Raw genomic sequence first — 21323 nt, 5'->3', positions numbered from 1 at the left:
GATCACTGTTTTCCGCTGTGGGTGTTCGCCCGGCTTTTGATTACTAAGAGACACTTCTGAGTCGCGGCCTTTGGCTTGAGCGGAGGTCAGAGCTAACCAGGCGGCGAATCCACATTATAGCTAGGTTGGGTTAACTAGCCAGCTTTCAAGCTCTGGTTTAGCTCTTCATTCAGGGGCTTATTTGCCGGAACTGGTGGCCGCTGCCGTTTTAGCGGCCGGGGTGACCTGCTGCGCAAGTTTCAGTACTTCGCTGGTAATGTCCTTGCCGCCTTTTAGATTGATGTACAGCGACTGGATCGTCCAGATTGGCCCCCACGGAATTCCCCACCACCCCAGGAGCACGGAAATCAAAATGTACGTCATGCCCTTCATTGCCGCATTTTCTCCGGCGCGAATTAGATGGATTTGTGAGGTCCGCCGGAAGCTGACTGCTACCAGCGAAATGCAGTAGTAATATCGCACCAGCTTGCCGCCTCGTTGCAACTCGAAATTCAATTCCTGAGCATTGAGTCCTTCAGCGCCTTGAATGTTCATGCTGTTCTCCAAGTTTCAATCTGGGAAGGCTACCGCAACTCTAATCGCGATCTGAAGGTTACTTCTCGTTGAGCAAAAACTTTTGTAACGGGCACAGGTCGCATTGGGCTTGCACTTTCAAACAGTGATTCTTCCCGACTCGTACGATCAAGGCGTGCATTTCGTTGTAACGCTGAGCCACGGCACTGCGTTTCGCCGTGCTCATTGGTGAGGGCCGGTGGCTCCCAGCAGGCTCCCCCTTCTGCGTGAATGCTGTTGTTGAATTCTGTTCCGCCTGCGATTCTTCTCCGCGAAGCGCTGCCTCGAACAATTGCCGAATATCTTCGTAGGCTGCACCTGCAGGTACTATTCCGTGGCGCCCGAGAATGCGCCGTGTGTATGCATCAACCACAAAAACCGGGTGTCCACCTGCGTAGAGCAGGATAGAGTCGGCTGTCTCCGGTCCTACTCCGTTCAGCGTCAGGAGTCGTTTGCGCAGCTCCGCAGTCGGTTGCGCAAACATCCGATCAAGCGATCCGCCATAACTTTCGTCCAGGAATTCTACGAATGTTTTCAGCGAACGCGCTTTCTGCCGAAAAAATCCGGCTGACCGGATAAGTTGTTCTAGCTGCTCTGTTGCCGTATGTCGAATACCGTCCGCGGACAATAATCGTTCTTTTCGCAACCGCTTCAGAGCGTGCTCCACGTTCGTCCAGGCGGTGTTCTGGGTGAGGTAAGCACCGACAATTACCTCGAACCGGCTTCGTGCTGGCCACCAATGTTGCTGTCCATAGGTGTCCATCAGTGCCCGATAGAACGCGCGTATCCGCTGTTGGGGTAAGCCCTTCATTATCAGTTAGTCTAAATGTCGTTCGCCCCGACCGCTTGCCCCATGACAATTTTGGGCGCTTGACAAACGAGCCCTTCCGCTCCGCGCCCTCTCATCTCCATCTCGTACAGGTACTAAAGTTACTTGGCGAGTACTCAATCTACGTTGACAATAATTGTCACAGCGCAATACGCTGCAATCTCCCCCGAGCAGTAGCGGTCCTCGTTCCCCACTGGGGTCGCTCTCCAAAATAAATATTTGTTTTTCTACGGATTGGAGTCCGAGGTATGTCGCAGCGCCTCGGTGACCTTCTAGTAAAAGAGAAGGTCATCACATCAGAGCAGTTAGATCAGGCGATTAAGCTGCAGAAGGAAAACAACTGCCGGCTTGGTGCTGCCTTAGTCAAACTCGGCTTCCTCAGTGACGAGGATGTCACCAACTTCCTTTCCAAACAATACGGCGTCCCTGCCATTAATCTTTCTTATTTCGAAATTGATCCTGCGGTCGTCAAGCTGATCCCGGTAGAGACTGCCCGCCGTTATCAGATCCTGCCTCTGAGCCGGGTTGGCGCTTCGCTCACCATCGCCATGGTGGATCCCACGAACGTCTTCGCCATGGACGACATCAAGTTCATGACCGGCTTCAACATTGAGCCGGTGGTGGCTTCCGAGAGCGCCATTGCAGATGGCATTGAAAAAGCCTACGGCGAAAATCAGGCAGAAAATCTCGACGATGTGATGCAGTCCATCAACGACATGGGCGATGCCGATGTCGAGGTGCAGGCCGAAGAAGAACAGATGGAGTTGGCCGAACTGGAGAAAGCGGCCGACGAAGCGCCCATCGTCAAACTGGTCAACATCATCCTCACGGATGCCGTCAAGCGTGGCGCCAGCGACATTCACATGGAGCCGTACGAGAAAGAATTTCGTGTGCGCTTCCGCATAGATGGCGTGCTGCAGAACATCATGTCGCCGCCGCTCAAGCTCAAGGACGCCATCATCTCCCGCGTAAAAATCATGGCCAAGTTGGACATCAGCGAAAAGCGGCTTCCGCAGGACGGCCGCATCATGCTGAAGATGAACGTCGCGGGACGCAAGAAGCAACTTGATTTCCGTGTCAGCACGCTGCCCACACTCTGGGGCGAAAAAATCGTGCTTCGGTTGCTGGATAAAGAAAACTTGCGTCTTGACATGACCAAGCTCGGTTTCGAGTCCGAGTCACTGGTGAAATTCGAGAAGGCCATTCTTAAGCCCTACGGAATGGTGCTGGTCACCGGGCCAACCGGCTCAGGAAAAACCAACACTCTGTATTCCGCGATCTCTCGCCTGAACACTCCTGAGACCAACATCATGACCGCCGAAGATCCGGTGGAATTCCAGTTGGCGGGCGTCAATCAGGTGCAGATGAAAGAGCAGATCGGCCTGAATTTTGCCGCCGCCCTCCGCGCTTTCTTGCGGCAAGACCCCAACATCATCCTGGTCGGCGAGATTCGCGACTTTGAAACCGCGGAAATCGCCATCAAGGCCGCACTCACCGGCCACCTGGTGCTCTCTACTCTGCATACCAACGGCGCTCCGGAAACCATCACCCGGCTCATGAACATGGGTATTGAGCCTTTCCTGGTGGCTACGGCGGTCCACCTCATTTGCGCGCAGCGTCTGGTACGCCGGATCTGCTCGGAGTGCGCCGAAGTGGTGGATGTGCCCCAGCAAACTCTGGTTGAGGAAGGCTTCACTGCTCAGGAAGCTAAGACCGTCAAGATTAAAAAAGGCAAAGGCTGTGGCACCTGCAACAACACCGGTTACAAGGGGCGCTGCGGATTGTACGAGGTAATGGAAGTAGATGAGGAGATCAAGGACCTGGTCCTGGTGGGCGCGTCTTCCCAGGAACTGAAAAAGAAGGCAATCGAGCGCGGCATGCTCACACTTCGACGCAGCGGTTTGATGAAAGTGATGGCGGGAGTGACCACTTTGGAAGAAGTGGCGCGCGAGACCGTTCACTAAATTTTGACGAGGGAATTGAAAATTATGGGGCTAACTTTAAGCGAGCTGCTGAAGAAGATGCTTGAAATGGCAGGTAGTGACCTCCACCTCACTACCAACTCACCGCCACAAGTGCGGGTACACGGCAGCTTGCGTCCGCTCGATATGCCGCAACTTTCGCCAGCGGACACAAAACAGCTGGCCTACAGCGTCATGACCGACGCCCAGAAGCATCGTTTCGAAGAGAACCTGGAGCTGGACTTTTCCTTCGGTTTGAAGGGCCTCGCCCGTTTTCGCGCCAACGTATTCAACCAGCGTGGCGCCACGGGTGCAGTGTTCCGCGTGATTCCCTTCGAGATCAAGTCATTTAACCAATTGGGCCTGCCCGCTGTGGTGTCAAAGCTTTGCGAGAAGCCGCGCGGGTTGGTGCTGGTCACCGGTCCCACAGGCTCCGGAAAGTCCACCACCTTGGCTGCCATGATTGACAAGATCAACAGTGAGCGCCATGAGCACATCCTTACGATTGAAGACCCGATCGAGTTCGTTCACCAAAACAAGAGTTGTCTGGTGAACCAGCGCGAACTGCACGCGGACACCAAATCATTTACCGACGCACTACGCGCCGCTCTCCGCGAGGACCCGGATGTGGTTCTGATTGGTGAAATGCGCGACCTGGAAACTATCGAATCCGCGCTGCGCATCGCTGAAACCGGTCACCTGACCTTTGGCACACTGCACACCAACACTGCGTCCTCCACCATCAACCGCGTCATTGACGTCTTTCCCGCGCACCAGCAGCCGCAGATTCGCGCGCAGCTATCCCTGGTGCTCGAAGGCATTCTTTGCCAAAGCTTATTACCGCGGATTGACGGCCAGGGCCGCGCCATGTGTATGGAAATTCTGGTGCCCAACCCGGCCATCCGCAACCTGATCCGCGAAGACAAAATCCACCAGATCTACTCCTCCATGCAGTCTGGCCAGGAAAAATTCGGTATGCAGACCTTTAACCAGGCGCTAGCCACAGCCTATTTCCAGAAGCAAATCTCTCTGGAAACGGCCATGGCCCGCTCAGGGTTGCCGGAAGAACTGCAGGAAATGATCAATCGCGGAGCGGGCTTGCTGAACCGTCCGACTGCAGCTGCGCAGACCATGGCGAGGGCAGCGACACCCGGCAAGCACTAAGTCGCAGAGATCTGTTTTGCCCGGCAAGTATGTTGCCGGAGAAATGAAGCTTAATCAGAGAGGGCTACCATGCCAGTATTTACATTTAGCGGACAGAATGCCTCCGGCGAAAAGATTTCCGGAGAACGGGCAGCGGCCACCAAGGAAATCCTGGCTGCCCAGTTACGGCGCGAGCGCATTACTCCACGCGCCATTAAGGAAAAGGGAAAGGAATTTGTCCTTCCCACCTTCGGCACCGGCAAGGTCAAAACCAAGGAGATCGCGGTCTTCTTCCGTCAGTTCTCGGTAATGATCGATGCTGGCCTTCCGCTGGTGCAGTGCCTGGAGATTCTCGCCTCAAACCAGGAGAACCCGGCATTCCAAAAGACGCTCACCGGTGTGCGCACCACTGTAGAGGGTGGCGCCACCCTGGCCAACGCCATGCGCGGCTTCCCCAAGGTGTTTGACGACCTTAGCACCAACATGATCGAGGCAGGTGAGACGGGCGGTATTCTCGACACCATTCTCCAGCGACTCGCGCAATACGTGGAAAAAGCGGTGAAGCTGCGGGCCGCCGTAAAGTCGGCCCTCATCTACCCGGTTTCGGTCATCAGCATCGCGGTGTTGATCGTCGCTGCACTGCTCAAATACGTGGTGCCGATCTTCGCCAACCTGTTTGTCGGACTCGGAGTCACTCTCCCTCTTCCCACGCGCATGACCATGGCCCTTAGCGACTTCGTGAGTCACTTCTGGTGGGTTTTTATTGCCACTTCGGTGGCCACAGTCTTCGGCCTTAAGCAGATTTACAAGCACCCCAAAGGGCGCTACGCGATCGACACCATCATCCTGAAGTTGCCGGTTCTCGGCAACCTCATGCGCAAGATCGCGGTTGCCCGCTTCACTCGTACGCTGGGAACGCTGATCACCTCAGGCGTGCCGATTCTCGAAGGACTCTCCATCACGGCTCGCACCTCAGGCAATGCGGTTTTGGAACGGGCGCTGATGAAGGTCCGCAAATCCATTGAAGAAGGCCGTACCATCGTGGATCCACTCAAGGAGTGCGGCGTTTTCCCCAACATGGTTTCGCAGATGATCGGCGTGGGCGAGGCGACCGGCGCCATGGACGCCATGCTGCAGAAGATTGCGGACTTCTACGAAGACGAAGTTGACGCGGCTACCAAAGACCTGCTCGCGTTGATGGAGCCCGCCATTATTGGCATGTTGGGCGTTTGCGTCGGAGGAATTGTCATTTCTCTCTATCTGCCACTCTTCTCGTTGATCGCCAAGTTGGCTGGATAAGCGAATCCGGCGAGGGCGCAGTTCTCTTCTGCGCCCCTTTTATTCGGGTGATGATTGATCGCGAAAACTAAATTCGACGAGCGTTCCTGGCTGGCTTGGCTGGTCAAGGTGCGGGTGCTCATTATCACCTTCCTGGTAGGTGTAGAGCTGGCGATTTCGCGGCTTACTCCCACTCAGTTGCCGGAACGGCTGTTCATTGGCATCGTGGTGCTTTGGTACGCCTTCTCCATTTTCTACATCCTGCTGCTTTCTTTCTGGCAGGAGCAGCGGCCACAGGCGTTCCTTCAGGTGCTCACCGATATGATAATGGTCAGCGCCGTGGTGTACGCCACCGGCGGCGTGGATAGCTCTTTCAACTTTCTTTACGCCCTCATCATCGTGGTGGCGACCATCTTGTTGCCGCGCAAATGGGCGTATCTCTCGGCTGCACTGGCATTCGTAATGTATGGCGCGGTCGTGGAACTCGAGTACTTCGAGTTTCTTCCCGCATTTACCAGTACTCATCCTGAACTGAAAACGCTGCAGATCATCATCTTCATTAATCTGTTTGCCTATTTTGCAATTGCGTATCTGGCCAGCCGGCTCAGCATGAAGCTGCGCCAGGCGGACTTGCAGTTGCAGGACACCAGCGGCGCCTTGGAAAACCTGCAGGCGTTGCACGAAAACGTGATTCGCTCGATCAGCGGCGGTCTGCTGACCACCGATCTTGAAGGACGGATTACGCTGGCGAATCCCGCAGCTCAGGCACTGCTCGAGAAGCCCGAGTCGGAGTTGATCGGACAGCCGGTCGCGCAGCTCTTCACCGACCGGCTGCCCTCCTTGACCATCTCTCCGGCGCACGGCGAGGTACGCAGTCGCACCTCTTCCGGGGCCACGAAGACTTTTGCCATGACTGTTTCCTCTCTGGTCGTACCCGAGCGCGGCACCCTGGGATGGGTTTACACCTTCGACGATCTCACCGAAATACGCCGCCTTGAGCGCGAGATTCGTCTTAGCGAGCGCCTGGCAGCGGTGGGCCGTCTGGCGGCTGCCATCGCGCACGAGATCCGCAATCCTCTCTCCTCGATCTCAGGCTCGGTGAAAGTGCTTGCCAGCATTGCAGCCCTCAGCGATGAGCAGCGCACTCTGGTCCAGGTTGTCACCCGGGAGTCCGAACGGCTCAACAGCATCATTTCCGATTTTCTTTCCTATGCTCGCGAGAAACAATATGAATTTCGTGAGCAGGACCTGGTTCCTCTGCTTGAGGACACGCTCACCCTGTTGGAAAACAGCACCGCGCCTGGATCGGCGCCCATCGCAGTGGTGCGCAATTTCGAAATGCAGCGGGCCATGGCCCTGGTTGACGGTGACAAGATCAAGCAGGTTTTCTGGAACCTTTGTAAGAACGCTCTCCGCGCCATGCCGGGAGGAGGCACCCTCACCGTGAGCGTGCGTCCAACCGCTACTGATTGGCTCATCAGTTTTGCCGATACCGGCCAGGGCATCAGCCAGCACCAACTGGAAAGAATATTTGAGCCGTTCCAATCGCATTTTGAAGGTGGAACGGGGCTGGGACTGGCCATCGTTTACGAAGTAGTGTACGCCCATGAGGGCAAAGTTGCAGTGCGCTCTGTTCCGGGTGAAGGAACCGTGCTTTCGGTCCAGTTACACAGGTTGGGAATGGGTGTACTCCAGGGTTCCGGACAAGGCCCGGCAGAACGCGCCCGTACGACGGCAGGACCGGCTGACAAAGCTCCCCATAGGGCAACCGCCGCGGTCGCGGGAAGAAAGTAGAAAATGGGCAATATTCTGGTTTGTGACGACGAGCGTTCCATCTGCGAGGTCCTGGATATCGCTCTGCGTCGCGAAGGCCACCGCGTAGAAACGGTAACCTCGGGTGAGCTTGCCAAAGGAAAAATAGACGGCGCTCTCTACGATGTGATCATTACCGACATTAAGATGCCCAACACCAATGGCATCGAAGTGCTGCGCTATGCGCACATGGTATCGCCGGATTCAGCCGTCATCCTGATCACCGCGGTAGACGACTTCGACGCCGCCATTGAGGCAGTCAAAGCCGGGGGTGCCTTTGACTACATCCGCAAGGGGCCCGGCTTGGTAGATGAGATCCGGGTGGCCATCTCGCAATCCTTCGAAAAGCTTTCACTGCGGCGCCAGAATTTCGCCTACCGCCGCGATGCAGCCGGTCGCAACTCGCTGGAGAACATCATTGGCGTCAGTTCGACCATGGAGAAGCTCAAGCAAACTATTCGCACTGTCGCCTCCACCAACAGCACCATCCTGGTCCACGGTGAGAGTGGGACCGGCAAGGAGCTGGTGGCGCGTGCGGCTCACGCCTGCTCGCCGCGTGCCAGTGAACCCTTTGTATCGGTTAACTGCGGCGCATTTCCGGAGACGCTGCTGGAAAGCGAGCTCTTCGGTTATGTCAAAGGTGCGTTTACCGGCGCTCATCAGAACAAGCGCGGACTTTTCGAAGTAGCGGACAAGGGCACTATCTTCCTCGACGAAATCTCTGAGATGACGGCGGCCATGCAGGTAAAGCTGCTGCGGGTTCTGCAGGAGCGCGTGGTGCGTCCGGTTGGTGGCACCAATGAAATTTCTGTTGACGTGCGGGTCATCGCGGCCAGTAATCGCGAACTCGACAAGCTGGTGTCCGAAAATCTTTTCCGGGAAGATCTCTACTATCGGCTGAGCGTTATTCCGGTGCTGGTCCCTCCCTTGCGCGAACGCCCGGAAGATATTCCCATGCTCGCCAATCACTTCTTGAAGAAGTATTCACCGGCCGCGGGCAAGAGCATTTTACGCATTGCCCCACGCTCACTCGATCTGCTCGCCAGCTATGACTGGCCGGGGAACGTTCGGCAACTGGAAAACACCATCGAGCGTGCGGTCGCTCTGGCTTCCGGCAACGAACTAGAAGTGGAATTGCCCGTCGAGCGGCCAAAAGCGCGTGCCGCGGCCGCCTCAGCAGGAGCAAATTTCTCCGGCTCGGCCGTCTCCTCCGGAGGGGCTGTGGCCGAACCTATGGTCAATGCCGCATTGCCCACCGACGGTCTCAATATGGAGCAATACGTCGCGAATATCGAACGGTCACTGCTACAGTCCGCACTGCGGCAGTCTAATGGCGTTCAGACCAAGGCGGCAGAGATGCTCAAGGTTTCCTACCGCTCCTTCCGCCACCTGATGAAGAAGTACGACCTCTAGTAATCACGCCTATTTCTGCGCGAATTTATATTGCCCACCGCCGGCGATTCCTTCCGCCAGGTGTCCAAGAAGATTGTATTTGCTGTGCACGGCCCAAAATCTTCCCGTGTAACGAAGCGCCACTGGCATCCCCAAACCTGCAACTGTTCCCAGGACTTTCCCCAGCCAACCGCCTTGATTGCCGGTGGCAACAGGATTTACCTTGCTCTCCAGCAGGGTTCGGCAAAGGGCCGCTTTCTCGGCGGGTGGATTTTCGCCGTCCCACTTACCGGCGGCACAGGAAATTGCGGTCTGCACTGCCAGGCCGGCTTCCAGTTCGTGAAACAACTTCGCGTTCGTGCTCTTCAGGTCCCATGTTTTGGCGTATTCGATGGCTGCTTTAGCGCCGGAATTCTCCTCAACCTTTTTTACCCACTCGGTGCTCGCGGCCATGGCTGTATTCACCGCCATCTGCTGGTGCCTCATAATGGAAGCCGCATCCTGCTCCTGCGCGGGTGCCGGACCGGCGGCGTGAAACTTTGCCTGCGATACCAAAGGCTGCCCCGGATTTTCGTACTCGCGATAAAGCAGGCGCGAGTTGTCGTGATTCATGTGCGTATGCGTGTTCACCGCGCCCGCAAGCGGTGGGTAGATGCCAGTTTTTATCTGGAACGGCCACTTGTCCGGATTTCCCATCTGGTCGCGGAATTCGAACCAGGTTGGCGCGCGCTGCGCGCCGTCGGGGAGCGCCACCAACTTGGCTTTGGTCTGGTTAAAATCGTTGTGGATCCAGTCAGAGTGGCTGTAAAAATCCTGGACCGCGTGCAAGGATGCGCCCAGCGTAATCAGGATCACTGCTTTGCGGGTGTTGTCATCCAAGTCCTTCCTGGTTCTAAAATCGGCCAGCAGTGACTGCGTTGAATGCAATAGCTGGTTGAAGATGTAGTCGAAATTGGAATTCTTACTGAGGGCGCCGCCGAGATTATCGAAGTGAAGGAAGATCGCCGATTGGCGAACCTCGTTTTCGCTCAAGACCTCCTGGTTCAGCGCCCCCATTGCCGGATTGTTTTTCAGATTCTCAGCCGCGTACTCCGAGACCGGACCAAAGAAATCAGGCGAGAAGTTCCCCAGTTGCATGACGTTTCTGGCGTCTTCCGTGAACCCGAACTGCTGTCCTACCTGCTGGGTACAGGTGGAGTGCCAGAAAGTGTCGAACCCCAGAGCGGGCGAGGCAAGCAGTGCCCACAGAGCGAGCAAGGCAGAGGTTTTGCGCAGCATAGGCAGTAAGTAAGATGCGCGCTAGCGCTCTAGAGTGCAAATCAGTCCCTATTTGCTCTTCATCTTTTTCAATTGCTGCTTCCAGCCGAGGATGCGGGCCTTGTTCCCCTCGGCTTCAGCTTCCGGAACCATGCCTTTCTTGTGATAAAAAATGGAGAGACTGGTGTGGGCCAGCACGTCATCGGGATCAAGTTCTGCGATCCGCTTCGCCAGTGCGACCGCCTCATCAAAGCGGTTCAGGTCTTGATAAATGCGCGCCAGCCCGTGCATGGCGTCGGTGAAATTGGGGTCGAGTTCGAGAGACTTCTGGTACTCAGCCAGGGCCTGCTGCTGCTGGCCATGGGCAAAGAAATCGAGCGCTGCGAAGTAGTGCTCCTCAGCCCTGAGGCGTTGGGATTTATCCTCCGCTTTGGCGGGATCTACCAACCTGCGCCGATTCTAGCATGTGAAAACCGGATCAATCGGGCGGCCCAACCCCACGCTATACTCTCTGAAGGCAATCCATGCTCAAGTTTCTCTGGAACGCGACTCGCGGACATCACCTCGCCCCCTGGCGAAGCCCCTACCTGCGCTGGCGAATCGAGACCTACTGCGGGATAAAAATGCAGAAGATAGGGTTCCTGGAGTTTTGGCTGTTCATGTGGCGCGAGCGGCTCAATCTGCTCCGATTTCTCCGCTGGGCCGACGGGATGGAGCGTCAAGCCCGCCCCCGGACCGGGCCAATTTCCTGATTCACCCCGTCTAGCCTGCGCTCTTGCTGCTGGCTGCGTGTTCGAAGATCACCCCTACTTCGCTGCCTTTTCCAGCGCCTAAATGTTCAGAGGCCGAGCCTCGATTGGCAGCAACTTCCAGGTATCCCATGCTACCCAGTACTCCGAACACCTCACCCGGCGCGCCTTCGGCATAGTTGGTTTTAATTTTGGTTATTTCGTGAGTGCCAATCATGATCTTGAAGGGCGGCGGCTCCGGCCGGAACAATGCGGGCACGTCTTGTGGGGTGATGTTGGTGATGATGTTGCCGAACTTGTCCACTTTTAGCGCCACCCCACGCACCATTCGGTCGTTGATTGCTTTGGGCTTGGGCGTTGCGAAGCGTACAAAATCCGTGACCTCATCGCCGAATTTGGCGGGTTCCACTCCCTTGCTCATGTAACCGGCAATGCGCGCGAAGACATCACGGCCATGGAATGTAGTACTCACCGGCTGTAAAAAATAGTGTTCTGCGGTCACATTTCTTACGGAAAGCCGTGTCTCCCGCTCATAGACCATCGAGAGCACTCCATTGTCCGGAGCTAAGAACATGTGTTTTTCGGCGGTGACCACAATTGGGCGTCGCGCGGTGCCTACCCCAGGATCCACAATGACCATGTGGACGGTGTCGGGCGGGAAGTACCGATACGCTTGGGCGATCGTGATAGCTCCATCCAGCACGTCAAAAGCTTGCACAGAATGGGTGATGTCTACGATCGTGGCGTCCGGATTCACGCTCAGGATCACACCCTTCATAGTTCCCACATAATGGTCTTGGGTCCCGAAATCTGTGGTCAGAGTAATGATTCGTTGTTGTGCCACAAGCGCCCCTAAGGAATGGAATTTGGGTGGTAAGCGGACGTTATCTTGCCCATGACGGGAGAGTCAAGGAACGAAGGGTTAACTGAATGTAGGCAGCAGAACCACGTCTTCCGGCGGTACCGGCTCCAGCGGATACCCCGCCTTGCTCCAGGCGCGGAGTCCGCCCACGATCACATAGGCACTGAATCCGTGCTCGATCAAGTTATGCGCCACCCGGGCGCTGGTCGCTTCCCGCACTCAAGTGCAGTAAACGTAAATCTCCTTGTCTTTCGGCAGTTCATGAATCGCCTTTCGCAACTGGCTCGGCTCCAGCCTGACCGAACCGCGAATTCGAGAGGCATTGTGGTCGTAGTAACCCTGACTGCGCACATCTACCACCATAACCTTTTCCCCCGCCTCGCTCGCCAGCTTCTCCGCCAGCTCCTGCGCCTGGATTCGGGGCACGACCCGGTATACCCGGTGTTTCCAGAAGAGGACCGCGTAATAGCCAACGTACCCGATTACTCCCACCACGAGCAGCCACTCGACGCCTCTCCCAACCGTATGAAAACTCCGCGTAAGGAGCTCCAGAAATCCGCTAAACATGAACCCCAGGCCCCCGCAGACCGTCACGTAGAGAAAGGCTCCAGCCAGGTCCAGCAACAGAAATTGGTGGGGACCCATCTTCATGCTGCCGGCCAGCGGCGGAGCCATGGTATTAATCCCCGGAATAAACTTCGCGATTACCAGGGTCGCTTTTCCGCGTTTGTAGAACGATTCCGCGGAGCGCAAAACGCAGCTCTCGGGATTGATGGAAACCCGGCACAAGATGTTCAAAAACCACCACCCTGTGCGTCGGCCCAGCAAATAAAGCAGGGTATCGCCAATAACAATTGCTAGAACTGCAACCACCATAACCACACCGGGTCGCAACACCCCCATGGCGCTCGCCGCCCCCGCCGCCACCAATGCCAGCGACGCAGGTATGGGCAATCCAATGGCTTCTAAGAATGCCACCGCGCCGATCAGCAAGTATCCATGCTGTTCAATGAGGGCGGACCAATCAGGCATGCACTCCACTTTACAGCCCCGGCGGCGACCCTCAGAAGAAAAAAAGGAAAGGATTCATTCGTAGCGCAGCGCTTCCACTGGGTTCAATCTCGCCGCCTTCAGCGCCGGCCAAAACCCCGATGTTATTCCCACAATTGACAGCACAATGAACGAGACCGCGGCCACGCTTCCCGACATGTGCAGGAAAATGTCGCCCTCGTGGTGTGCCGTTTTGTAGAGTTCGCTGTAGAGCGGCAGCGGTGGTATTGCGACCGTAAGCAGCAGCGACAGGAGTACTCCGAACACTCCACCCATAAACGTCAGCACCAGTGCTTCCAGCAGGAACTGTCCAAGGATGTGACGCGGCCGCGCGCCTAGGGCTTTGCGCAAGCCGATCTCGCGTGTCCGTTCGGTTACCGAAACCAGCATGATATTCATGACTCCCACGCCGCCTACACCGAGCGTGAGCGCGCCGATCAGCCCGAGTACAACCTGCAGTCCAATACTGAAAGCCGCCATCATTTGTTTGCTCTCGATGGTGTTCCACTCCGGGGTTGCCTTTTCATCCTTGGCATCGAAGTGGTGGCGGCGGGCAATCACTTGCCGGACTGCCGCCAGGGTTTTTCCATCTAGAGAGGGATCAAGCGGCTGAAAGACAATGATCCCTGGGTCGCGCTCATTCTTAAGCTCACGGTATTCGTCAAACGGCATAAACGCGCCTTGGTTGTCCGGGCCTTCATACATGGAATCCTGAATCTTTGGCTTGAGCACCCCGATCACATCGAACGATTCTCCCCGTATCTGGACCGTCTGCCCCACCGCGGGAGCACCTTGAAAAACTTTTTTCGCCGCTTCGTCGCCGAGAATCACTACGCGGCGATGATCGCTAAAGTCACCGGCCTCGAAGTAACGTCCCACCGCGATGTCCAAACGGCGCATCTGCCCATACGGCAATTCAACTCCTCGCGTCGTCAGCGACACGACTCGTGTCCCTATTTTGAATCCCAATTGGTCCACCGACTCCGCACTTACCGCTCTCACCAGCGGAACTTCTGCCCGGATGGCTTCCACGTCGGCATATTCGTAGTTCACTTTTTTGCCGGCTCGCTGCCCTCCCGCCTGCATGCTCGTCTGTCCCGGCCATAGCACGATTACGTCATTGCCCATTGACGCGAACGCTTGGTAAACGCCACCGCCCAGGCCTTGTCCGTATGCCAGCAGCAGCACCACCGACACCAGCCCCCAGACAATGCCCAGCATAGTCAGCACGGAGCGCATGCGGTTGCGCCCCAACGCCTGCCAGCCTTGCAGAATGAGTTCCTTCAGCGACATTAGACTCCTTGTGCCCCAGTCGTCGCGCCGGCATCTTGCCGGCTTTCCTCGCCCAATCTAATTGATCTCGATGTCCCCTGATCCCGTCCGCGCCTCCAACAGGCTTCCTCCGCCCCGCACTTTCCCGTGTACTTGCCGGCGCTCAATCCTCCCTTGCACCGTAACCGGATGATTGAGTGAGATCGTTCCCGAGTTACTTTCCGCATCTACGTCGAAAGCAGCCTCGGAGGGAACGCGCACCGTGATGTTTCCGGATCCTGCGTGCAGCCGCCATTCGCCCGTTGGAACACCGTCAACCTCCATGTCGCCGCTGCCGGTCCGGGCATTCAATGAGCCGTGCACGCCCCGGAGTTCCACGTTTCCGGAGCCGGTTTCAACGTGCACGTCGCCGGGCGCGGTCTGCTCCAGCCGAATGTTGCCGCTGCCCGAACGCCCGTCGAAAGCTCCGCCGATACCGCTCGCCTTTACGTCTCCGCTTCCTGCTTCGGCGTGAACACCGCCCTTAACATTTTCCAATTGCACATCGCCGGAGCCGGTGTTGGCCTGTACTTCGGACCCGATGTTCCTTGCGGTAACGTTGCCCGAACCCGAATGCAGGTCCGCGGGGCCGTGGATCCCCTCAAGCCGCAGATCGCCGGAGCCGGTGTGCGAAGTCAGTCGAGTGGCTACCGGCACAGTCACCCGATAGCTGATGGAGATCCCATGCCGCAGTTCCGGATCGGACAAGTGTCCGATGCGAATCGTATTCCCGCTTTGCTCGATCGGAGGATGGGCCTCGATCTTGCGAATTTTCTCTTCCTGATTGCTGAACCAGTTATTGCTCTTAATGCGTCCGCTGATCTGCACCGAATTTGCCGGTCCAGTGTGCACTTCAATGTCGCCTGAGCCAGTTGTCACTTCCATCTCTACCGGCCCACTCACCTGAAGAGTCCGTTCAAAACTTCCTACCGCCAGTGCCTGTGCCTCGGGCACACCCGCGAACACCATCAACAGCCCCAGTGCCGTGAGCGATACTGCCGACGCCAGTGTTTGCTTCCTCATACTCAGCTCCTTCAAAATTCGTTTACTCATATCTCAGGGATTCCACAGGATCCATCTCCGCGGCACGTTGCGCCGGGTACAGTCCCGCCGTCACCGTCACCAGCGAGAGCGTCAGCACTGACGCGACCAGAGCCACCGGCGAAATAATCGGGTGCGGCACAAAATCCGGCATTGGAATCTGCTGCATCGCAACGCAGAGTCCCACGCCCACGCTCAGTCCCACGGCGCCGGCAAACGCAGTCAACATCGCCGACTCAGCGAAGAACTGCCGCAGGATGTCGCGCCGCGTCGCTCCAATCGCCTTGCACACTCCGATCTCGCGCGTGCGCTCGCTCACCGATACCAACATGATGTTCATCACTCCAATGCCGCCCAGACACAAGGTCATGATTGCGACCGTGGCAAAAAAAATCGTGATCACGTCAAAAATTCGTTGCACCATTTTTGCGCCATCCATCGTGTCCCAGATGAACAGCGCATCTTTGTCATCGGGAAGGAAGTGGTGTACTCGCCCTAAAGTACGGCGCACCTGCGCCACCGCCGCTTCGTGGTCCGCAGGATCTTTCACTTCCAAAACGATGTCGTTCAGCCACCCGCGTTCCACAGCCTTCCGCGAGTCGTTTTCTTTGGGCGGCATGTCTTTCTCAATGGCGGAAAACGGTGCGTAGAGGTTGTCATTGTCCGGTCCGCCGTAGTTGGAGTTCTGCTTCTTCTTCTCCAGCACTCCTACCACGGTGTAGGGCAGGCCGTTGATGGTGATTTTGGCACCGATCGCTGGCTGTCCGCTGAAGAGCTGTTGCCGGGCCGCATATCCGAGCACCACCACGCGGTTCGCCTGGTCTTCATCTTCTTGCGTTATCAGCCGCCCCTCTTCTACTCGGAGAGAACGAAATTCCTGATACTCCGGCCACATACCGACTAACGGCCGGTTTGCCGAGTTGAAAGCGCTTATCTCTGGTACCTCGCGTCGCAGTTCGGGGCTTACTGCCTTCACCAGGTAGCATTGTTGCTTAATTAAAAGAGCGTCTTTCAAGTTAAGAGGTATTTCGCGGCCGGCAGCCAGTCCGCCCGCCTGCGCGCTGGTCCGTCCTCCCCAGATGATCACCAGGTCTTTGCCCAGACTTTCCATGCGCTTGTGTTGATCTATGCTGAAACCCTTGCCCAGACCTACCAGGATGATCACGGAAGAGATTCCCCACACAATTCCAAACATGGTGAGGAATGTGCGCATCTTGTGGGCCCTGAAGGTGGCGAAGGTCTGTCGCAAGATGTCGAGGAGGTTCATGGTCGGACTCTCGATTTGCTAGAGAGAGCGCCGGCGCTTGTGCGCACTTTACAAGTTCACCGGCGCCATCTCCCGGCTGCAATAGATGGCTCCTCTACTGCAGCACAACCTCGTCGCCTTCCTTCAATCCGCTCAGTAATTCGGTTTTTGCGCCGTTCGAAATCCCAATATTCACCGCAACTTTGCGTTTGCCATCTTTTCCGTGGAGGTCCGGTACTTCCACCGACGCTTTCTTGTCTTTGTCGTAGATCAGCGCCCCTTCCGGGATCTGCAGGACGTTCTTGTGTTCTTCCAGGATGATCTCCGCATTGGCCGTCATATTTGCCTTGAGCTCACCGCCGGGATTGTTGATCGAGACCCGTACTTCAAACGTGGTGACGTTGTCTTTCTCCACCCCCATGGGCTGGATCTTCGTCACCTTGCCGGTGAAGTTCTTGTCTTTGAATGACTCAACCTTGATGCGCGCGGGCTGACCCAAATAGACTTTCCCGATATCGCTCTCGTCCACTTTCCCTTTCACGTAGACTTGGCTGGTGTCGCCCAGCGTCATAACTAATGTGGAGGAAGATCCGAGCACCAGGATGGAACTCACCGCGTCGCCGATTTCCACATCGCGTGAGAGCACCACGCCATCGATCGGCGACACAATGGTCGCGTACCGGTACTGCTGTGCCAGTTGCTCCAGGTTGGCTTTCTGTTGCTGGACTTGCGCGCTGGCCTGCATCAGTTTGGCTTTACTCACCGTGAGTTGAGCGCGGGCCACGTCGCGTTTATTCACTGCCATTTCGTAGGCGCGCTGCGCATCATCCAGGGCCGATTGCGAGACCACACCCTCTTTAGCCATCCCTTGTGCCCGTTCGTAGGCTCGTTGCAGCGTGGGAACGTCTGGACCGTTAGCGTCTACCTTGGCGCGTTCGTAATCGGCCTCGGCGGCGCGTGAATTCGCCTCACTGGCCGTCAGTTGCGCGCGTGCGGAATTCACTTGGGCCGCGATTTCTTCCTTGTCCAACTCGCAAAGCAGTTGCCCAGCCTTCACTCGGTCGCCGGCATCCACGTAAAGTTTCTTGACGATGCCGCTGGCCTTCGATTTCACCTCGACCTTGGTGATGGGCTGGACCTTGCCCGTAGCAACTACGCTTTTGGCGAGATCGCCTTTTTCCACCTTCGCGAGCTTCGTCGGGTCAATCTTGGTTCCACCGCGAGTCGCTGCCGTGACCGCCAGAACAATCGCCACGATTGCCAGGAGCGAACCGCCGATGTACAGGTATCGTCTGCGCTGTTTGCGTTTGCCATTACCGTTGCCGTTCGCCACATTCGCCTCCTGAGAGATCGGCCGTATGCTCCCCGTTTGTTTTTACGCGATTGATGGGCAATTTGTTCCTCGGTGCCAAAATTTCACAAAAAGTGCGAGCTAAGCCGGGAGACTCCAGTACCTGCAATGAGCCGATGGCGCTCGGCAACCACGGTCACCTGTCGTTGCTTTAGACCCCGCAGGCGAGAAAAGGGAAGCAGGATTCCACACCCTTCACCCAGCCCTGTTTTCACACCCTTATAAGGAACGAAGCAGGAGGCTCAAATCTGCCCTTGCGATGCTAGAATTCACTTTCGATGGTCACTTTTGTGCTGCTGCGGGTGCTGCTGGTGGTGCTCCTGGTGGCAGCGAACGCCTTCTTTGTCGCCGCCGAGTTCGCCCTGGTCAGCGTGCGCGACACTCGCCTTCAGCAACTCATTAACAGCCGCCGAATTGGCGCCCGCATCGTCCTCAGGTTACACCAGAAATTGCCCGATGTCCTTGCCGGTGTTCAGTTTGGCGTTACCATAGCGAGTCTCTGTTTGGGCTGGATTGGCGAACCTATCGTTGCAGAAATGATCCAGGCGCCAATCTCCCGGATTCCCCATGCAGCGATTTATGCCCACGGTCTTGCGGTTGTACTCTCGTTCGCCCTGATCACCTATATGTTGGTCATTTTGGGCGAGATCGTGCCCAAGTCAGTCGCCCTTCAGCGCGCCGAACGAGTCGCCCTGGCGGTGGCAGGGCCCATGGACGTCTTCCTGACCATCTCTCGGCCCTTTCTGTACGTCACCAATCTTTCGGCCAATGCCGTGTTGCGCATGTTCGGCTCGCGCCAGATTCGCAGCGGCGCGGCCCACTCTCCGGAAGAAATTAAGCTCATCGCTGCCGCCAGCCGCCGCTTTGGGTTGATCCCAGAGTTCGAGGTGCAAGTCATTTCTCGCGCCCTCGATTTAGCCGACATCACAGTCCGCGAGGTCATGGTGCCCCGGCCCAGCATCTTTTCTTTTCCTGCCGATCTCACCTTGGACGAGGCCCTCGCTCGCCTGGTTGAGGAACAACACTCGCGCGTTCCGGTTTACGATCCGCAACGCGGCCCTGAGCACATCGTCGGCATCCTCTATGCCAAGGACCTGATGCGCTGGATGCGGTTGCGGCTTTCACTCTCCCCGGTGCAGCCAGTGGCCGCACGCATGGCCAAGATGCCCATCAGCCAGATCATGCGCGATGTTCTCGTCATTCCCGAGACCAAGCCGCTCTCAGACCTGCTGTTGGAATTTAAACAGCGCAAACGGCACATGGCTGTTGTAGTGGATGAATTCGGCTCGACCGTCGGCGTGATCACCGTAGAAGATGTTCTCGAGCAGTTGGTGGGTGAGATCGAAGACGAGTTCGACGTCGCTCCTCCCACTCAGCTGAGCCTCGGCGCCACCATGGTGTTGGAAGGCTCAGCTAATATCCGCGACCTCGAGAGCCAATATCAGTTGCCGCTCCCGCGCGATGGCGGATTTGAGACGCTTGCCGGATTCGTGCTCGAGCGTCTGCAAAAAATTCCTGCCATAGGCGATTCCTTTGTTTTCGAAGGTCGTCGTTATACCGTCGCAGAGATGGAAGCTCACCGCGTCGCAAAAGTCAGAGTTGAAACTCTTGAAGCGCAGCCTCATGCCATGGGTCGCACCGGAGACTGATGCTGCGTTACCTGGGCGTTCGCCTCCTCTACACTCTTCCTGTTCTGTGGCTGGTGGTCTCAATTGTTTTTTTGCTCATTCATCTTGTTCCCGGCGATCCCATTCAGCAAATGTTAGGGGAAGGCGCGGCCACTGCCGATCTTCAAGCCGCGCGTCATGATTACGGCCTCGACGTGCCCCTGGGACGCCAATATCTGAATTACTGGAAAGGCGTACTACACGGCGATCTCGGGCCGTCGCTGCGCTTCAATCAGAGCGTGAGCAGCCTTATCGCGCAACGCTATCCATTCACCTTGCAGTTGACCGTGGCCTCGCTCGTGCTCGCTCTGGCGCTCTCCATCCCTGCCGGCGTACGCTCTGCGAGGCGCCGCAATCGCTGGGACGATCGTTTGCTGAGCGTGGTCAGTCTCTTCGGCCTGTCATTTCCGAATTTCGCGCTCGGTCCGGTGCTGATTCTGTTTTTTGCCATAAAACTCGGATTGCTGCCGGTATCAGGTTCGGGCACCCTGGCGCATCTCGTCCTGCCTGCCATCACCATGGGTGGAGCGCTGGCTGCCATTCTCACTCGCATGGTGCGCACCTCTATGCTCGAGGAACTCGGCCAGGATTACATTCGCACCGCGCGCGCCAAAGGACTGCCTGAAAGCACAGTCGTTTATCGCCATGCACTCCGCAATGCCATGATTCCCGTCCTCACGGTCGTCGGCTTGCAGTTCGGAGCGCTTCTGGCCGGTGCCATCGTTACCGAGACCATATTTTCCTGGCCAGGAATCGGTCGTCTCACCATCCAGGCCATCTCAAATCGCGATTACTATCTGGTCGAAGGCTGCATCCTGGCCATCGGTCTCACTTACGTTGCGGTAAATTTTCTGACGGATCTCTTGTACTCCGTCGCGAATCCACGAATTCGTCAATAACTCATGGCCGCTGCCGCTCCCGCTCTAGCCCGGACCCTGAAGCAGGCTGCAAGGCGTAACCTGCTCGCCACCATCGGCCTCATTCTTGCGGCCATCTTCGTTGTATTCGCGCTGTTCGGCCCCTGGATCGCTCCCCATGATCCCGCGCGCATTGATTTGCCAGCGCGCTTGGCTTCTCCTTCCCTGGCCCACTGGTGCGGCACCGACGAACTCGGGCGCGACATTCTCTCCCGCCTGATCTACGGAGCGCGCATTTCCATGCTGGTCGGCAGCAGCGTAGTTGCTGGTTCACTTTTCCTGGGGCTTATTGTCGGCTCCATCGCAGGCTATTACGGTGGCAAGATTGATCGCTTTGTGAATGTCGTACTGATGAACGCATTCCTCTCGTTCCCCGGAATCCTTATTGCGATTGCTTTCGTGGCCTTTCGTGGCCCGGGTATCTTCAACCTGATTTCGGCGCTTTCGTTAGGAGGCTGGGTGGGTTACGCGCGGCTGGTGCGGGCGCAGGTTCTGGCCACGCGTGAGCGCGAGTACGTGGAAGCAGCTCGCGCGATCGGTGCGAGTGACTGGCGCATCATTACTCGCCACATTTTGCCCAACATCATTCAGCCGGTGATTGTGCAGGCAGCAATCGGCATGGCGGGTGCTGTGCTCGCCGAAGCCACCATGAGTTTTCTGGGATTGGGTGTGCCGCCGCCAACTGCAAGCTGGGGATCAATGCTCAATGACGGCCGGGCCCACTTGTTCGACGCGCCTCACTTGGTGCTGTTTCCTGCAGGCGCGGTGATGCTGGCTGTGCTTTCGTTCAATTTCATCGGGGATGCACTGCGCGACTACCTCGACCCGCGCTCGCGGATCGAGGTAGGTCTCTAATTTACGAGAGCAGCAACTCACAACGGAGAAGCTCGCCGTGTCGCACCTCG

The 21323-nt window shown here is 56.9% G+C and carries 20 protein-coding genes; 9 read left to right on the top strand and 11 right to left on the bottom strand.

Annotated elements, in window-relative coordinates; translation table 11 throughout:
- Nucleotides 1-177 precede the first annotated feature (177 nt).
- Nucleotides 178-534: a hypothetical protein gene (locus VFA76_01150; protein ID HZR30443.1), complete on the bottom strand. Its 357-nt coding sequence runs from the start codon at nucleotides 532-534 to the stop codon at nucleotides 178-180.
- A 58-nt stretch (nucleotides 535-592) separates the two neighbouring features.
- On the bottom strand, nucleotides 593-1363 hold the full coding sequence (locus VFA76_01145) for a base excision DNA repair protein (GenBank protein ID HZR30442.1): 771 nt from the start codon (nucleotides 1361-1363) through the stop codon (nucleotides 593-595).
- 266 nt (nucleotides 1364-1629) lie between these two features.
- Between VFA76_01145 and pilB the strand changes: the two genes are divergently transcribed.
- The 5 genes from pilB (at nucleotide 1630) to VFA76_01120 (ending at nucleotide 8988) form a co-directional block, all read left to right on the top strand.
- Nucleotides 1630-3345, top strand: a complete 1716-nt coding sequence (gene pilB, locus VFA76_01140) for a type IV-A pilus assembly ATPase PilB (GenBank protein ID HZR30441.1) — start codon at nucleotides 1630-1632, stop codon at nucleotides 3343-3345.
- 24 nt (nucleotides 3346-3369) lie between these two features.
- Nucleotides 3370-4506, top strand: coding sequence for a type IV pilus twitching motility protein PilT (locus VFA76_01135; protein HZR30440.1), 1137 nt, complete (start codon nucleotides 3370-3372; stop codon nucleotides 4504-4506).
- A gap of 69 nt (nucleotides 4507-4575) precedes the next feature.
- Nucleotides 4576-5784 (top strand): type II secretion system F family protein, encoded by a 1209-nt coding sequence (locus VFA76_01130; GenBank protein HZR30439.1) that lies wholly within the window; start codon nucleotides 4576-4578, stop codon nucleotides 5782-5784.
- A 54-nt stretch (nucleotides 5785-5838) separates the two neighbouring features.
- Nucleotides 5839-7557, top strand: coding sequence for an ATP-binding protein (locus VFA76_01125; GenBank protein ID HZR30438.1), 1719 nt, complete (start codon nucleotides 5839-5841; stop codon nucleotides 7555-7557).
- Between the two features lie 3 nt (nucleotides 7558-7560).
- Complete coding sequence (locus VFA76_01120) at nucleotides 7561-8988, top strand: sigma-54 dependent transcriptional regulator (GenBank protein ID HZR30437.1); 1428 nt, start codon at nucleotides 7561-7563, stop codon at nucleotides 8986-8988.
- A gap of 9 nt (nucleotides 8989-8997) precedes the next feature.
- Here the strand turns inward: VFA76_01120 and VFA76_01115 are convergent, their stop codons facing one another.
- Nucleotides 8998-10245 (bottom strand): hypothetical protein, encoded by a 1248-nt coding sequence (locus tag VFA76_01115; GenBank protein HZR30436.1) that lies wholly within the window; start codon nucleotides 10243-10245, stop codon nucleotides 8998-9000.
- Nucleotides 10246-10293: 48 nt separating this feature from the next.
- Nucleotides 10294-10671, bottom strand: coding sequence for a tetratricopeptide repeat protein (locus tag VFA76_01110; protein ID HZR30435.1), 378 nt, complete (start codon nucleotides 10669-10671; stop codon nucleotides 10294-10296).
- A gap of 77 nt (nucleotides 10672-10748) precedes the next feature.
- On the opposite strand from VFA76_01110, the gene VFA76_01105 reads away from it, so the two are divergent.
- Entirely contained in the window at nucleotides 10749-10976 is a 228-nt protein-coding gene (locus tag VFA76_01105; protein HZR30434.1) for a hypothetical protein, read from the top strand.
- Nucleotides 10977-10986: 10 nt separating this feature from the next.
- On the opposite strand, the gene VFA76_01100 is transcribed toward VFA76_01105, so the two are convergent.
- The 7 genes from VFA76_01100 to VFA76_01070 form a co-directional block, all read right to left on the bottom strand.
- On the bottom strand, nucleotides 10987-11817 hold the full coding sequence (locus VFA76_01100) for an SAM-dependent chlorinase/fluorinase (GenBank protein HZR30433.1): 831 nt from the start codon (nucleotides 11815-11817) through the stop codon (nucleotides 10987-10989).
- Nucleotides 11818-11895: 78 nt separating this feature from the next.
- Nucleotides 11896-12030 carry a hypothetical protein gene (locus VFA76_01095; GenBank protein HZR30432.1) on the bottom strand — a complete coding sequence of 45 codons (135 nt, stop codon included), beginning with the start codon at nucleotides 12028-12030 and terminating at the stop codon, nucleotides 11896-11898.
- Nucleotides 12031-12054: 24 nt separating this feature from the next.
- Nucleotides 12055-12867 carry a VTT domain-containing protein gene (locus VFA76_01090; GenBank protein ID HZR30431.1) on the bottom strand — a complete coding sequence of 271 codons (813 nt, stop codon included), beginning with the start codon at nucleotides 12865-12867 and terminating at the stop codon, nucleotides 12055-12057.
- A 54-nt stretch (nucleotides 12868-12921) separates the two neighbouring features.
- Complete coding sequence (locus tag VFA76_01085; protein HZR30430.1) at nucleotides 12922-14178, bottom strand: ABC transporter permease; 1257 nt, start codon at nucleotides 14176-14178, stop codon at nucleotides 12922-12924.
- A gap of 57 nt (nucleotides 14179-14235) precedes the next feature.
- Nucleotides 14236-15219, bottom strand: coding sequence for a DUF4097 family beta strand repeat-containing protein (locus tag VFA76_01080; GenBank protein ID HZR30429.1), 984 nt, complete (start codon nucleotides 15217-15219; stop codon nucleotides 14236-14238).
- Between the two features lie 22 nt (nucleotides 15220-15241).
- The gene (locus VFA76_01075) at nucleotides 15242-16504 is read right to left on the bottom strand and encodes an ABC transporter permease (GenBank protein ID HZR30428.1); all 1263 of its coding nucleotides are present in this window, start codon (nucleotides 16502-16504) and stop codon (nucleotides 15242-15244) included.
- 94 nt (nucleotides 16505-16598) lie between these two features.
- On the bottom strand, nucleotides 16599-17816 hold the full coding sequence (locus tag VFA76_01070; protein ID HZR30427.1) for an efflux RND transporter periplasmic adaptor subunit: 1218 nt from the start codon (nucleotides 17814-17816) through the stop codon (nucleotides 16599-16601).
- Between the two features lie 296 nt (nucleotides 17817-18112).
- Here VFA76_01070 and VFA76_01065 point away from each other — a divergent pair, with 296 nt between their 5' ends.
- The 3 genes from VFA76_01065 to VFA76_01055 are packed head-to-tail and all read left to right on the top strand — an operon-like array spanning nucleotide 18113 to nucleotide 21273.
- The gene (locus tag VFA76_01065; GenBank protein HZR30426.1) at nucleotides 18113-19483 is read left to right on the top strand and encodes a hemolysin family protein; all 1371 of its coding nucleotides are present in this window, start codon (nucleotides 18113-18115) and stop codon (nucleotides 19481-19483) included.
- The gene (locus tag VFA76_01060) at nucleotides 19483-20400 is read left to right on the top strand and encodes an ABC transporter permease (GenBank protein ID HZR30425.1); all 918 of its coding nucleotides are present in this window, start codon (nucleotides 19483-19485) and stop codon (nucleotides 20398-20400) included. Before VFA76_01065 ends, VFA76_01060 begins: the two co-directional genes overlap by 1 nt.
- 3 nt (nucleotides 20401-20403) lie before the next feature.
- On the top strand, nucleotides 20404-21273 hold the full coding sequence (locus VFA76_01055) for an ABC transporter permease (GenBank protein ID HZR30424.1): 870 nt from the start codon (nucleotides 20404-20406) through the stop codon (nucleotides 21271-21273).
- Nucleotides 21274-21323 lie beyond the last annotated feature (50 nt).

Source organism: Terriglobales bacterium (genome assembly GCA_035651655.1).
GTDB lineage: Bacteria > Acidobacteriota > Terriglobia > Terriglobales > Acidobacteriaceae > DASRFG01.
This window is presented reverse-complemented; position numbering and strand designations above follow the sequence as displayed.

Excerpts from the sequence above, each read along its gene's own strand:
- VFA76_01150 (HZR30443.1), bottom strand. The coding sequence starts at position 534 with ATGAACATTCAAGGCGCTGAAGGACTCAATGCTCAGGAATTGAATTTC.
- VFA76_01145 (HZR30442.1), bottom strand. The coding sequence starts at position 1,363 with ATGAAGGGCTTACCCCAACAGCGGATACGCGCGTTCTATCGGGCACTG.
- pilB (HZR30441.1), top strand. The coding sequence starts at position 1,630 with ATGTCGCAGCGCCTCGGTGACCTTCTAGTAAAAGAGAAGGTCATCACA.
- VFA76_01135 (HZR30440.1), top strand. The coding sequence starts at position 3,370 with ATGGGGCTAACTTTAAGCGAGCTGCTGAAGAAGATGCTTGAAATGGCA.
- VFA76_01130 (HZR30439.1), top strand. The coding sequence starts at position 4,576 with ATGCCAGTATTTACATTTAGCGGACAGAATGCCTCCGGCGAAAAGATT.
- VFA76_01120 (HZR30437.1), top strand. The coding sequence starts at position 7,561 with ATGGGCAATATTCTGGTTTGTGACGACGAGCGTTCCATCTGCGAGGTC.
- VFA76_01115 (HZR30436.1), bottom strand. The coding sequence starts at position 10,245 with ATGCTGCGCAAAACCTCTGCCTTGCTCGCTCTGTGGGCACTGCTTGCC.
- VFA76_01105 (HZR30434.1), top strand. The coding sequence starts at position 10,749 with ATGCTCAAGTTTCTCTGGAACGCGACTCGCGGACATCACCTCGCCCCC.
- VFA76_01090 (HZR30431.1), bottom strand. The coding sequence starts at position 12,867 with ATGCCTGATTGGTCCGCCCTCATTGAACAGCATGGATACTTGCTGATC.
- VFA76_01085 (HZR30430.1), bottom strand. The coding sequence starts at position 14,178 with ATGTCGCTGAAGGAACTCATTCTGCAAGGCTGGCAGGCGTTGGGGCGC.
- VFA76_01080 (HZR30429.1), bottom strand. The coding sequence starts at position 15,219 with ATGAGGAAGCAAACACTGGCGTCGGCAGTATCGCTCACGGCACTGGGG.
- VFA76_01075 (HZR30428.1), bottom strand. The coding sequence starts at position 16,504 with ATGAACCTCCTCGACATCTTGCGACAGACCTTCGCCACCTTCAGGGCC.
- VFA76_01065 (HZR30426.1), top strand. The coding sequence starts at position 18,113 with ATGGTCACTTTTGTGCTGCTGCGGGTGCTGCTGGTGGTGCTCCTGGTG.
- VFA76_01060 (HZR30425.1), top strand. The coding sequence starts at position 19,483 with ATGCTGCGTTACCTGGGCGTTCGCCTCCTCTACACTCTTCCTGTTCTG.
- VFA76_01055 (HZR30424.1), top strand. The coding sequence starts at position 20,404 with ATGGCCGCTGCCGCTCCCGCTCTAGCCCGGACCCTGAAGCAGGCTGCA.